Annotated in this window: 13 protein-coding genes; 3 read left to right on the top strand and 10 right to left on the bottom strand. The window is 46.4% G+C overall.

All coding sequences use genetic code 11. The annotated features are described in order from the left end of the window. Position 1: 1 nt before the first annotated feature. From iorA to dnaG, 6 genes are all read right to left on the bottom strand, one after another. Positions 2 to 1,786, bottom strand: a complete 1,785-nt coding sequence (gene iorA / locus B2M23_RS17055) for an indolepyruvate ferredoxin oxidoreductase subunit alpha (RefSeq protein ID WP_038352417.1) — start codon at positions 1,784 to 1,786, stop codon at positions 2 to 4. Between the two features lie 148 nt (positions 1,787 to 1,934). Continuing rightward, positions 1,935 to 2,927: a UDP-glucose 4-epimerase GalE gene (galE, locus tag B2M23_RS17050; RefSeq protein ID WP_038352416.1), complete on the bottom strand. Its 993-nt coding sequence runs from the start codon at positions 2,925 to 2,927 to the stop codon at positions 1,935 to 1,937. Positions 2,928 to 2,959: 32 nt separating this feature from the next. Beyond that, positions 2,960 to 4,078, bottom strand: a complete 1,119-nt coding sequence (locus B2M23_RS17045) for a Nif3-like dinuclear metal center hexameric protein (protein ID WP_038352415.1) — start codon at positions 4,076 to 4,078, stop codon at positions 2,960 to 2,962. After that, complete coding sequence (locus B2M23_RS17040; protein ID WP_038352414.1) at positions 4,059 to 4,754, bottom strand: tRNA (adenine(22)-N(1))-methyltransferase; 696 nt, start codon at positions 4,752 to 4,754, stop codon at positions 4,059 to 4,061. Before B2M23_RS17040 ends, B2M23_RS17045 begins: the two co-directional genes overlap by 20 nt. 1 nt (position 4,755) lies before the next feature. Then, positions 4,756 to 5,943, bottom strand: coding sequence for an RNA polymerase sigma factor RpoD (gene rpoD, locus B2M23_RS17035; RefSeq protein WP_392889457.1), 1,188 nt, complete (start codon positions 5,941 to 5,943; stop codon positions 4,756 to 4,758). A 31-nt stretch (positions 5,944 to 5,974) separates the two neighbouring features. Beyond that, positions 5,975 to 7,720, bottom strand: a complete 1,746-nt coding sequence (dnaG, locus tag B2M23_RS17030; protein ID WP_038352413.1) for a DNA primase — start codon at positions 7,718 to 7,720, stop codon at positions 5,975 to 5,977. A 205-nt stretch (positions 7,721 to 7,925) separates the two neighbouring features. Between dnaG and B2M23_RS17025 the strand changes: the two genes are divergently transcribed. Then, positions 7,926 to 8,378 carry a DNA alkylation repair protein gene (locus B2M23_RS17025; RefSeq protein ID WP_038352412.1) on the top strand — a complete coding sequence of 151 codons (453 nt, stop codon included), beginning with the start codon at positions 7,926 to 7,928 and terminating at the stop codon, positions 8,376 to 8,378. Here B2M23_RS17025 and B2M23_RS17020 read toward each other — a convergent pair. Genes B2M23_RS17020 through B2M23_RS17010 form a run of 3 tightly spaced genes read right to left on the bottom strand, consistent with a single transcriptional unit; the run spans position 8,375 to position 9,995 of the window. After that, positions 8,375 to 8,839 carry a methylated-DNA--[protein]-cysteine S-methyltransferase gene (locus tag B2M23_RS17020; protein ID WP_038352411.1) on the bottom strand — a complete coding sequence of 155 codons (465 nt, stop codon included), beginning with the start codon at positions 8,837 to 8,839 and terminating at the stop codon, positions 8,375 to 8,377. The genes B2M23_RS17025 and B2M23_RS17020 overlap by 4 nt on opposite strands. 25 nt (positions 8,840 to 8,864) lie before the next feature. Beyond that, a complete protein-coding gene (locus tag B2M23_RS17015; RefSeq protein WP_052237253.1) occupies positions 8,865 to 9,590 on the bottom strand; it encodes an adenosylcobinamide amidohydrolase in 726 nt (241 codons plus the stop codon). Between the two features lie 18 nt (positions 9,591 to 9,608). Further along, positions 9,609 to 9,995, bottom strand: coding sequence for a hypothetical protein (locus tag B2M23_RS17010; RefSeq protein WP_133965928.1), 387 nt, complete (start codon positions 9,993 to 9,995; stop codon positions 9,609 to 9,611). Positions 9,996 to 10,146: 151 nt separating this feature from the next. Between B2M23_RS17010 and B2M23_RS17005 the strand changes: the two genes are divergently transcribed. After that, entirely contained in the window at positions 10,147 to 10,899 is a 753-nt protein-coding gene (locus B2M23_RS17005) for a cyclase family protein (RefSeq protein ID WP_038352409.1), read from the top strand. 34 nt (positions 10,900 to 10,933) lie between these two features. On the opposite strand, the gene B2M23_RS17000 is transcribed toward B2M23_RS17005, so the two are convergent. Continuing rightward, positions 10,934 to 11,617, bottom strand: coding sequence for a TetR/AcrR family transcriptional regulator (locus B2M23_RS17000; RefSeq protein WP_052237252.1), 684 nt, complete (start codon positions 11,615 to 11,617; stop codon positions 10,934 to 10,936). Between the two features lie 182 nt (positions 11,618 to 11,799). Between B2M23_RS17000 and B2M23_RS16995 the strand changes: the two genes are divergently transcribed. Continuing rightward, positions 11,800 to 12,960, top strand: coding sequence for a uroporphyrinogen decarboxylase family protein (locus B2M23_RS16995; RefSeq protein ID WP_038352408.1), 1,161 nt, complete (start codon positions 11,800 to 11,802; stop codon positions 12,958 to 12,960). The last annotated feature ends 9 nt before the right edge of the window (positions 12,961 to 12,969 follow it).

Below are 12,969 nucleotides of genomic sequence, written 5' to 3'. Positions count from 1 at the left end.
TCTACTTTTCCTCCTCTACATAAATGGCATGTTTCGGGCAGATTTGCAGGCAAACCTCACAGCCCAGACATGATTCTTCCAGAATACCGGATTTTTTCGGTACGGTAGAGTTAAAGGCTAAAGCAGGACAGCCGGATTTCAGGCATTTCTTACAGCCAATACAAAGATCGGTATCGACCTTGCAGTGGCGTTTGAAGGCTTCCGGGAACTCTTCCTTATCGGCCTGAGAGAAACGCTTGAGCGCACACGGCCAGCGTGTGATAATGACAGAAGCTTCATCATTGGATAGGCCCCAGTCAAGGGCCGCGTCAGTTTCCTCCAGATTGTTTGGATCGACTGTGCGGACATTTTTAACACCAAGTGCGCGGACAATGGTTTCGATATCCATAATCGGTGCTGGTTCGCCCTTTAAGTCAAAGCCACTGCCGGGATTTTCCTGATGGCCGGTCATACCGGTGATGCGGTTGTCTAGGATAACGGTCAGAACATTGCTCTTATTATAAGTAACATCCATGAGACTGGTCATTCCAGAATGGAAAAAGGTTGAATCACCGATGACAGAAACGACCTTCATGTCGTTATTCTTAATGCTCATTGCCTTTGCCACACCGTGTCCTCCGCTGATGCTGGCGCCCATACAGATCATGGCGTCTGTTGCATTGTACGGCGGTGTCAAGCCTAAGGAATAGCATCCGATATCACTGAAAATCATAATATTTTTACGGCGGCCCAGCTCATAGAAAATACCGCGGTGTGGACAGCCTGCACAGAATGCCGGCGGACGGCCGACAATCTTCTCAGGATCGGGCGCAATGGTCACTTCGCTTTTACCGTAGAGGACTTCACGGATACGTTCCGGTGTCAGCTCTCCCATGGTCGGGAACAGGTCTTTTCCGATAACGTCAATGCCCATGGCCTTGATTTCGGTTTCAAGAATGGGATCATTTTCTTCAAGGACATAGATCTTTTTAACCTTACCTGCAAATTCAGCGATCAGCTTCTTTGGCAGTGGATAAGAAAAGCCAAATTTCAGATATGAGGCTGTATCGCCAAAAACTTCCTTTGCGTAACGGAAGGCCACGCCAGACGCGATAACGCCAATTTCCTTCTGATTGTCTTCGATATAGTTCCATTTAGAAGTTTCAGTATATTCTGCCAGCTTTTCAAAATTTTGGGCAAGCTTAACCTGCATGACGCGGGCATGAGCTGGCAGCGGACAGTTTTTCATAATATCTTTTACATATTCTTTATCGTCCACTTCCACGCGGTCTTCACATTGGACAATGGATTTGGAATGGCAGACACGGGTGGTCATGCGGTAAAGCACCGGACAGTCATAGGTTTCACTTACTTCATATGCATCCTTAAGCATATCTTTGGCTTCCTGGCTGTCGGATGGTTCAAACATCGGCATTTTAGCGTGGCGCGCATAATTGCGGTTATCCTGCTCGTTCTGGGATGAGTGCATGCCTGGTTCATCGGCAGTTACGATAACAGAACCTCCGTTAACGCCAAGATAGGCAAAAGTAAAAATCGGGTCAGCCGCAACGTTTACCCCAACATGTTTCATTGCAGCAAGGGTACGGATACCGGCAATTGAAGCACCTGCAGCCGCTTCAACCGCTACTTTTTCATTTGGCGCCCATTCGGAAACAATGCCATCATAGGTCGCTACATTTTCAAGGATTTCTGTACTTGGTGTTCCCGGATAAGCAGTAGCAAACTTAACGCCGGCTTCCCAGGCTCCACGGGCAATGGCTTCATTACCTGTTAATAATTTCTTCATATTCTCTCCTCTCCTGTAAGGGCGGGAACCGCCCGTCCTTGTGACAGAATAAAATTTTACTGTTTCATAACTTATTTTTATAATTATACACTAAACCATACACGAATTCAAAGAATCAATCTCTGTTTCATGTTTTTTATAAGGCACATTAAACAAGGCCGTAGCCCTCAGGATGTCCCTGATGCCATTTCCAGGCGGTTTCTATGATGTATTCAAGTGATGAATTGACCGGTGACCAGCCCAGTGCTTTCTGTGCTTTTTCTGAACTGGCAATTAAGACTCCCGGGTCGCCTGCCCGGCGGTCTGCGATTTCAACCGTAAAGTCTTTTCCGGTAACCGCTTTAACCTTTTCAATGACTTCCAGAACTGAGAAGCCATTGCCGTTGCCAAGATTATAAACATCACTGGTTTCGGATTTCACCAGATCCTCCATGCCCAGAATATGGGCCTCCGCAATGTCCATGACATGGATATAATCGCGAATACAGCTGCCGTCTGGGGTATCGTAGTCATCGCCAAAGACATAAATCTTATCGCGAATGCCCTGAGCTGTTTTTAAAATCAGCGGGATCAGATGGGTTTCAGGCGCATGGTCCTCGCCGATCTCCCCGCTCGGGTGTGCCCCGGAAGCGTTGAAATAGCGGAACACCTTGTAGTGAAGTCCATAGGCAACCTCCATCCAATGCAGCATTTTCTCAACAGCCAGCTTTGTTTCACCATAGGTGTTGGTGGGATGCTTGGGCGTGTCCTCATCAATGGGAAGGCGTTCCGGCTCTCCGTAGGTTGCCGCGGTCGATGAGAAAATAAAATGTTTAATATCATTGTTGACCATGGAACGCAGCAGGCACAGTGTCCCGTAAACGTTATTGTCATAATACTCAATGGGCTTTTCCATGCTCTCACCCACCAGTGAATTCGCACAGAAATGCATGACACAATCAACCTCATGGCGTAAAAACAGTCTCTCAAGACAGGCGGCATCACGAATATCGCCAACCTCCAGTGCTGCCTCTTCTGGAACCGACTGGCGGTGTCCGGTGGATAAATTATCCAGTACCACGACCTCGTAACCTTTATCCAAAAGCACTCTGACTACATGGGAGCCGATATAGCCGGCCCCGCCGCAAACTAAAACTTTCATCTATCTGTCTCCTTATACTCTGTCAATTCTGCTTAATAATAGCGCATAAAATCTTCATTGTAATTTGATCGAACATACTCAATCTCCGGATCGTTCACATTTTCCCGAAGCAGGTTTTCAAGCAGGCCCACGACCATTTTTTCTGTCCCGAAGTGACCGGCGTCAATGACCCACAGGTTATTTTCAGCCGCTCTCTGGGCGTCGTGGTATTTCAAATCGCCAGTAATGTAAACATCCGCCTTTTTGACCTTTGCCAGTCCGATAAACTCTGCTCCGCTGCCCGTGCACAGAGCCACCTTTTTGACTTTTGCCGGCTCATTCCCCGCCGCCCTCACATGGGAAAGATTCAACGCTTTTTTTACATGCTCAATAAAGGCAACGGGCGCCATGGCTTCTTTTAAGGTGCCAATTTTGCCAAGGCCATTCTGGTTTAAAAGCAAACCGTTCTCAAGGGGATATAAATCATAAGCCATCTCCTCGTAAGGATGGACTTTTTTAAGCTTTTGAATGAGGGTTTTCATCATCTTACCGTCAATAATGGTTTCCACACGATCTTCTTTGACGGTTGCCACCTCACCCTCCTCACCGATAAAAGGATCTGTACCTTCAAGGGGCTTGAAGGTTCCCTGACCTACGGTGCGGTAGGTGCAGTGGCTGTAATTGCCGATAAAGCCAGCGCCGCTGTCCCCCATCACTTCAACAATTTTATCCGTGTAATCCACAGGCACATAAACCACGATTTTATAGAGCTTATCCTCATCGGAAGGGTCCAGTGGCTGGCGTTGCTCAATGCCGAGTGTTTTCGCGATATAATCATTGAGGCCGAGCTCCGCCTTATCCAGGTTGGTGTGCGCTACATACAGGCTGATATCATTACGGATCAGCTCTGCCACAATTTTTCCCTTCAGCTCATCGGTACAAATGGATTTGATGCCATTAAAAATAAAAGGGTGGTGTGCAATAATCATATCCGCTTTTTCCATAACGGCTTCCCGCACGACAGCCTCTGTAACATCTAGCGTCAGCAATACTTTCTTTACTCTTTTCTGAAAAGAGCCGATCTGAAGGCCGACGTTATCCCATGATTCCGCGAGGTTTCTCGGAGCCACAGTCTCAATCACTTTTGTTATTTCACTGCATTTTACAGCCATTTTTCACCTCCATCAGCGCAGCCGCAATGGCTGTGCTTTTATGATACTGTTTTCTGGCCATTTCTGTCTGCTTGTTTTTTGTATTCTCAATTATTTTATTTTCAAGCTCCAGCTTACGGTCGATCAGCTCTGGCAAAAGCGGGTGTTTACGCCTTTTGGCCTCATAGCCAATCAGGTAATCCAGATCGTTTTCAATGGACATTTTACCCTTTTCAGCTACTATAATTTCATAGACCCTGCGTTCTTCTTTTGCCAGATCCTCATTTACAATCATAAAGCCATTGTCCTCCAGAAAATGCCTGACAATAAAGGCGTTGTTCATGGGCTGGAGCACCAGGCGTTTTGCCGAGGCCGCCACCTCTTGAGATTCTGTCAGAAGATCTCTTATCAGGTAGCCGCCCATGCCCGCCATGACAATCGTCCCGGCTTCTCCGGGGCTTAAGACAGAAAGACCTGTACCCAAACGCGTTTCAATCTGCTTCTCATAGCCCGACCGGGCCACAAGCTGCTCTGCTTTCTTGAGAGGCTTTTCATTGATGTCCGCCGCGACGGCGCAGGGAATAAAGCCCTGCTCCATTAGATAAACAGGCAGATATCCGTGGTCTGTACCGATATCTGCCATGCTTTCATTTTTTAATACATTATCTGCAATCACCTGCAAACGTGGTGTCATCATTTTAGGTCAAATAATCCTTTAATTTTTTACTTCTGCTCGGGTGTCTCAGCTTTCTGAGCGCCTTGGCTTCAATCTGACGGATACGTTCTCTTGTAACATTGAACTCCTTGCCAACCTCTTCGAGGGTACGGGCGCGTCCGTCATCCAGTCCAAAACGCAGGCGCAGTACTTTTTCTTCACGCTCGGTCAGCGTGTTGAGTACTTCCATGAGCTGTTCTTTCAAAAGAGCATAGGACGCTGCTTCTGAAGGCGCCGGGGCATTGTCATCCTCAATGAAGTCCCCCAGATGGCTGTCTTCTTCCTCGCCGATTGGGGTTTCCAGGGATACCGGGTCTTGAGCAATTTTCTGAATTTCTCGGACCTTTTCTTCTGAGAAGCCCATCTCTTTGCCGATTTCTGCCGGCGTGGGTTCACGCCCAAGCTCCTGAAGCAGCTGTCTGGACACACGAATGAGCTTGTTGATGGTCTCAACCATATGCACAGGAATACGAATGGTTCTGGCCTGATCCGCAATGGCGCGGGTGATGGCCTGACGAATCCACCAGGTCGCATAGGTGCTGAACTTAAAGCCCTTGGTATAGTCGAATTTTTCTACCGCTTTGATCAGGCCAAGGTTTCCTTCCTGAATGAGGTCCAGAAAAGACATGCCGCGGCCCACATAGCGTTTGGCGATGCTGACAACCAGACGCAGGTTAGCCTCAGCCAGCTCTTTCTTGGCTTCGTCATCGCCAGCTTCCATACGCTTGGCAATGCCCATTTCCTGTTCCGCAGTCAAGAGCGGCACCTTGCCGATTTCCTTTAAATACAAGCGCACCGGGTCATTGACACTGACGCTATCCCCCAGGTCTATATCCTTGACGGGATCCTCCTCAATCTCAATTTCTTCCAGCTCTGCCACATCAATGTCGATATCCAGATCAATATCATCGGTCTCAATATCCATATCCTGGAAGGTTAAGTCAATGCCTTCCTTCTGTAAAAGCAGATAGATGGAATCAATCTCTTCCGGGTCCAGATCTGTCTTTTCAAGCACTTCCTCAAAATCGGCGTTGTTTAAGGAACCCTTTTCCTTGCCGCGCTTGATCAGTGTCTGAACTTCCGGCATTGCCTCCAGATCGGCGATTGCATCAACCTCGTCGAGCAATTCCTCCATATCTGGTTTTACTTTTTTCTTCTTTGCTTCAGCCATTTATATCCTCCTGACTTTCGATCATAACTTGCTACATTTCTTTTTTCAATGTGATCATTTTATCCATTAAAACGGCGGCTTCTTCCTCGCTCGCTTTACTGATTTCCTGTTTGATCCGCTCTATTTCGGCAGACCGGTAAAAATACATGATGGTCTTGATACATTCCTCAAGCTTTGCGCCTTCGATGGGGGTATCGTCCATCAAAATAGCGGATACTGGCTTCACCTGCTCCACATCCTCAAAATGATTCATGAGCGCTGCCGGCGACAGCTGCTCTCCTTTTTCAAACAGCCCTGTAATAAGCTCATAAAGCTCTCTGAAAAACCCCGGACTGAAGTGCTCTGCCCTCAGCCTTCCAGATTTAAAGACCTCCGGCTCCATCATGCCCTTTCTCAGAAAAAGAATCTGGGCTTCCTCATAGGCTTTTGGCATTTTCTGCCAGTAGTCAACTTTTTCGCCAACATCCTCTTCTGTCAGATCCATGGGCTTTTTGCGGTAAACCTCTCGTCTTATAACTTTCAGGTCAATCCCGGTTTCTCTGGCAAGGCGTTTACTGTAAAGATCAATCTGAACCTCATCGGAGAGCTGTCTGAGTACCGCGATGGCCTGATTGATATATTTAATCCGGCCATCGGTCTGGCTGAGATCAAATTTCTTTCTCAGAAGACCGATTTCGTACTCGACAATGGTGATGGCTTCAGTGATTTTTTTTTCAAAGGCATCTCTGCCATGCTTCTGGATATAGGTGTCTGGGTCATCCTCAATGGGTAACCTTAATATTTTAACATTCAACGGTGTATTTTTCAAGATCGTTATGGCTTTTTGCGTAGCGCTTTCTCCGGCAGCGTCGCCGTCAAAGCAGAGCACCACCTCACCCACATAGCGCCCCAGAAGAGCGGCATGATAAGCCGTAAAAGCGGTGCCGAGCGCAGCTACCGTATTGCGCACGCCGTGTTGATAAAGTGAGATCACATCCATATAGCCTTCGACGATAAGCATCTGCCCACCGACGATGCTGCTTTTAGCGTGATTCATATTAAAAAGCTCGGTTCCTTTTGAAAAAACCATGGTTTCCGGTGAGTTCAAATACTTTGGTCCATGATCATCCTCATTGATCCGCCTGCCGCCAAAGCCGATAATCCGGCCTGTAGCGTTCAGAATCGGAAACATGATGCGGTTCCTGAAGCGATCGTACATGCGCCCATTTTCACTGCGCATCACAAGTCCGGAATCCAGCATCTCCTGATCAGTATACCCCTTTTGGCGCAGGAACCCCAGAGCGTTCTGCCAGCCGTCCGGCGCCAGGCCCAAGCCATAAGCCTTGATGGTTTCCGGCGTGATTTTACGGCCCGCCAGATAGTACTGCGCGTTTCGGTTCTTTTTAAGACAAAGATAATAATAGTTGGCCAGCTCACGGTGCAGTTCATAGAGGCGTTCTTTTTTTCGGTATCGTTCACTATCCTCAGCACTGCTGCCGTTTTCTGGAAGAATAATATGCGCCCGTCTTGCTAAAAACTTCAGTGCATCCACAAAAGGAAGATTTTCAATGGCCATGACAAAGCCAATAACATTCCCTCCTACGCCGCAGCCAAAGCAGTGATACAGCTGCTTGTCCGGCGACACTGTAAAAGAAGCGGTCTTTTCGTTATGAAAGGGACACTTGCCCTTATAGGAGCTTCCAGCTTTTTTCAGTGTCACATATTCTGATACAACGTCGACAATATCGTTGGCCTGCAGCACCTGGTTAATAACCTCTTCACTATAACGAGGCGCCATCTTCTCACCACTTTCCCTGTAATATCTTATATTTGTACCAAAGGTACTTTAATACTATTCTTTTTTTTACATGAATATCCTTTAAAAAAGAATAACTTTTTTTAAAACGTAAAAATGCAGAGGATTTTCTTAATTTTTTTAAGGTTTAGCCGTCTTTTATTCTCTTGTGTTTGTGCTATAATATAAATACTATAAGGAGGATTACATGACCATACGCGAAGAACTGTTTTTGTTTGCAGAAGATGATTATCGCAGATTTCAGCAAAAATTACTGCCAGATTATTGCGAATTGATAGGAGTTCGTCTCTCCGTATTAAGAAAAATTGCGAAACGTATTGCAAAAGAGAATTATTTGCTTTTTTTGGCCCAAGGACCTGAAGAATATTTTGAAGAAAAAATGCTCAAAGGAATGGTAATCGGCTACCTGAACCCTGAAAAAACAGGACTGGATTCTATTCTTGAATCTGTCAATAATTTTATACCCAAAATCGACAACTGGTCTGTATGCGACAGTTTTTGCAGCGGTTTGAAATGTGCTAAAGTCTACCCGGAGCAGTTCTGGACATTCATTTATAAGACACTTCAGAAAATTATTGAATCCAGACAGGTTTCACCAGAAAAAAAGAACCGAATAAAACTGATGAAAAAAAGAGGTTAAAGCGCCCCTTCGATTTTCAAGAGCTGTTCCTTGATATTTATTCCTCCGGCATATCCCACCAGCTTGCCATTTGAGCCAATCACCCGATGGCACGGTATAATAATGCCGATAGGATTGCGGTTGTTCGCCATGCCTACAGCCCGGCAGGCTTTTGGATTACCAATGGCTGCCGCTACCTGTCCGTAGGTTTTTGTCTCACCATAAGGGATCTGGCGAAGCGCTTCCCAGACCTTTTTCTGAAACGCTGTGCCTTCTGGCGCCAGCGGTATATTAAACGCTGTTCTCTCGCCGCAAAAGTATTCCTCAAGCTGGTTAAACGTTTTTTTGATCAGCTCTGTCTCAGACACATCCGCATTTTTTCCAAATTTTTCCATTTGAAATCCAAGCCTTATAACTGCAAAGCCGTTATCTTCTATACCCAGCATTCCCAGACTGGTTTCATAATAAAATACATTTTTCATGATCTTTTCCCTCGTCCTCCTTTGGTTAACTCGTCCACCCCTCCTGCAGGTGCAGGGCTTCCCGAACGGCTGCTTCAACGGTTTGGCCGATCAGCTCTCCGAGCTTAAAATGCTTCCCGGCGTCTGTCATACGCAGTCCTGAGCCGGGCCGCGCAATAATAACCACACCGTCGGTACCGGTGCCGGTCGCTCCATTTTCTGAAACCACACTTTTGCAGCCCAGACGTTCAAGCGCGGCTGTTTTAGCCTCTGTACAGGTCATAAAAGCCTGAAGCATGGTGCCATCCGGTAAATCCGCGCCGATTGCAAGAATCACATTGATAGTTCCGCCAAGTATGAATGGCCGGCCATCCTTCTGGTCGAGGGTAGCCCGGTCACCCGCCCGCAGAGCATTCCCCGACACGCCTGCTGTCACCAGCGCCGATACCGCCATCGCACCGTAAGCGGCTTCACAGAATGCCGCATTGCGGATCTGTGCCGCGGTAGTCAGCCCGGTAGTCTGGCACGGCGGCAATTTTAAAATACTTTCCGCCACAATCTTCAGATGCTCCTCATGGGTAGGGGCCAGCATTTCACAACGCTTGGTTTTTTCTTCCTGCTCGTCATAGTTAAACACAAAACTCAGATCACTCCTCAGTCCGCCATTTAAAAGCGAGCTGCTGAGTACCCGCCGCTCATCCTCAAGAGTGATAATAGCGGCCCGGTGGTCAAGACGCGCCGTATCGCCGGTTGCCAGCTTATATTCTCTCATTCTCACTATCCTTATCCTTTACCCCATCATCTGCCGGTACCAAAAAATAACACATACCAGAAAAACTCCGTTTAAGATGTCTGCCAGCATTGCAGCCATATCGGCCACATATATATAAAAAAGGCCGAGGCAGATACTGATAACCGAGTAGATGATAATATTAATAAAGGCAGCGGTCGTGATGGCTCTGAGGTCTTCTTCATTCATCCACCCCTGAAAAACATGGAGCCCCATGGGCACCACAAGTACGATAACCTGAATGGTATAATATAAAAATAGTAAATCACCATAATCCTTAATGACCATTCCTGCTATTTTGGCATAAACTAAAAAAGCAGCGTAAAGAACGCTTATCAAGCTGATAAAGAAAAAGATTTTTCCTGTTTTTGTCATTTTTTGTAGCATTGTTCTGTCCTGATTTTTCATAAAATGTTTTTTGTGACTATTATAGCACAAAAGATTGCAGTCGGGGAACAATTCTAAATGTTGACGTATACAACATCCTATTATAAAATATAAGGAAAATAAGCTTTAGAGCTTTAAAGGAGGATTCAGAATGGCAACACCAAAATTATGGTCTCTGCTTGCAGAACTAAAATCTCCGTCCTACAAATGGGTAGACCTGACCCATGCTTTTGATGATGACAGCCCACACTGGCAAGGCTTCCCGGCCATGACAACCAAGCTTGTCTATGATTACAAAAACGGTGACATCTTTCAAACGCAGCAGTTTACCGTTGTCGGCCAGTATGGCACCCACGTAGACGCACCCATTCATTTCTATCCGGAAGGCCGGACATTGGATGAAATTGAGGTGACCGAGTTCACCTATCCCCTATGCGTCATTGACGTGCATAATCAGGTCGCCGCCAATCCCGACTACGCGCTGAGCATCGCGGATATCAAAACCTTTGAAGAAAGCTACGGGCAAATCCCAGACGGTGCCTTTGTCGCCATGCGCTCGGACTGGTGTAAACGCTGGCCTGATGAAAAAGGCTGCATGGAATTTGACGAAAAGGGAACTGTCCACTATCCGGGCTGGAGCCTTGAAGCCATTAAATTCCTCGTTGAAGAACGCAACGTCGGCGCCATTGGCCACGAAGCCTTTGACACCGCTCCGCCAGCCCTTGAAGAGGATAAACCCATGGAAAGCGAAACCTATATTTTAAGCCAGAACCGTATTCAGATTGAGGTCATGGCAAATCTTGACAAGGTCCCGCCAGCTGGCGCAATCATCTTCTGTACCTTCCCCAAGGCAAAGAACGCGTCCGGTTTCCCGGCAAGATGCTTTGCCCTCTGTGAAGCCTGACCCGTTCGAGGTACGTCGTTTCGACGTACCTCCTTTATTGTTCAATTTCCACCTGACCGTACAGATACCTCGAAGTATCCAGCAGGTGCCCGTAATCCTTAAACACCTCATCGACAATGGTGTTGGATTTTTTCACAATCTCTTTGATTTTTGGTTTTCCATAGTTTAAATCCAGCGCAAAACTGTAGGTTTTTACCATATATTCAAAATAATCCTGATAGCTTAGGTTCATTCCGTCGTTAATATTCCACTGCAGGGCCCTCTGAACGCCAAAAATTGTTCCAAGAGCCAGCTTAAGTTTCTTTTCATAGGGGATGTCCTCTTCCATCAGTTCCATCAGCGCTGCGTATTCATGCTTCTGGTTTCCGTCATAAATAGAGGCCTCAAGAATATCATCCTTCATAATCTCAGTTGTAAAGCGCGCCATCTTATAGTCATGTTCACGGATTCTCAGCGTCATATTGGTAAAACAGAGGACATAAAGCAAAATATCCTGGTCCGGTGTCAAATAATTTTTGAGATGGGCTGATAAAATAGTATAGTCCTCTTTCAGAATTGCGACAGCAATATTGCGCTTGCTGCTAAAATGATAGGCGATCAGCCCAAGGCTGACGTTAGCCTCTGTGGCAATCCGGCGGTTGCCAATGAGGTAGCCTTCCTCCAGAAACAGCCGCTTAGCTGTTTCATATATTTTCTGCTTGCTTTTCTTCCCCTTCATTCCCGCAACCTCCCTCGGTGTCTCTGTGATTTAATTTAAACATATTTTTTATCCTTAATCAAGCCTTTATTCAAATAACTGGACGCGTTCAAAAATTATTGACTTTAGTAAAAAATAATGTTATTATTATTTTATAACAAAACTGAACGCGTACAGTAAATAATCTAGGAGGGTTCTTCTATATGAGTGAAAATCAATTATCTGCTGGAGTACTTTCAAAAAACAAGCTTTTTGAAGATGTGTTTGACGGAAAGGTTCCTAAGCGTGTACCACGTCTCGTCTTTGGTGATAACGCTTTCTGTCTTGAGTATGCCGGTTATGATCTAAGAAAAGAACAGTACAGCCTGGTGAAAAATCTGGATGCCATCGACCTGGCAACAAAAGATTTTGATTCCGATGTTGTTTTTGGTATGTTTTTGAGAATGCCGCATCTTTACAAAATGCTGGAGGCCATTAACTTTGTAATGGGTACAGACGGCTTTATCCAGCATCCTGAGGTCCAGGGCTTAAAAGATGATGAGTATGATGACTTTATCGCTGATCCCATCAAAACCCTTTGGGACAAAGTGCTGCCAAGACTGTACCCTGCTTTGGCAAAACCAGGTTTTGAAGGCCAGAAGGCCCTGTCCAAGGCGTTCTACACTTTCTTTACCTCCATGGGTGTCATGCAGCAGGGCTTTGGCAAAATTGCCGAAAAGTATGACAAATCCGTCTATTCTATGGCCCCCGCCGCTTCCTGCACCCCGCTCGACATCCTTTCCGACCAGCTGCGCTCCTTCTCAGGCATCAGCACGGATATGCGCCGTCGTCCCGAAAAAGTAGAGGCCGCCTGCAACGCACTGCTTCCTGTCGCGATCAAGGCCGGCTCCGGACCAAACGCCAACCGCTATGTACGGACCTTTATTCCTCTCCATATGGCGCCGTATATGCGTGAAAAAGATTTTAAACGCTTCTACTGGCCGACTTTTAAAGCCTATGTTGAGGCGCTGGACGCAAGAGGTATCGGCGCAAACCTGTTTGTTGAACATGACTGGATGCGCTATCTTGACTATCTTAACGAGCTGCCACCGCTGACACATATGAGTTTTGAGTTTGGCGACCCCAAACTGATCGCTGAAAAAGTGGGAAAACGCCATGTTATCTCTGGTCTGTACCCGCTCACTCTGTTGAAAACAGGAACTGAACAGCAATGTATTGACAAGGCAAAGGAATTGATCGATATTCTGGCGCCGGGTGGACAGTACATCTTTGCGCTTGATAAAAACCTGCTCAAGGCCCGGGATATTAATCCTGAAAATCTAAAAGCAGTTCTGAATTTTGTAAAAGAATACGGAAAATACTAAGGAGGGTTC

It is taken from the genome of Eubacterium limosum (assembly GCF_000807675.2).
Lineage (GTDB): Bacteria > Bacillota > Clostridia > Eubacteriales > Eubacteriaceae > Eubacterium > Eubacterium limosum.
This window is presented reverse-complemented; position numbering and strand designations above follow the sequence as displayed.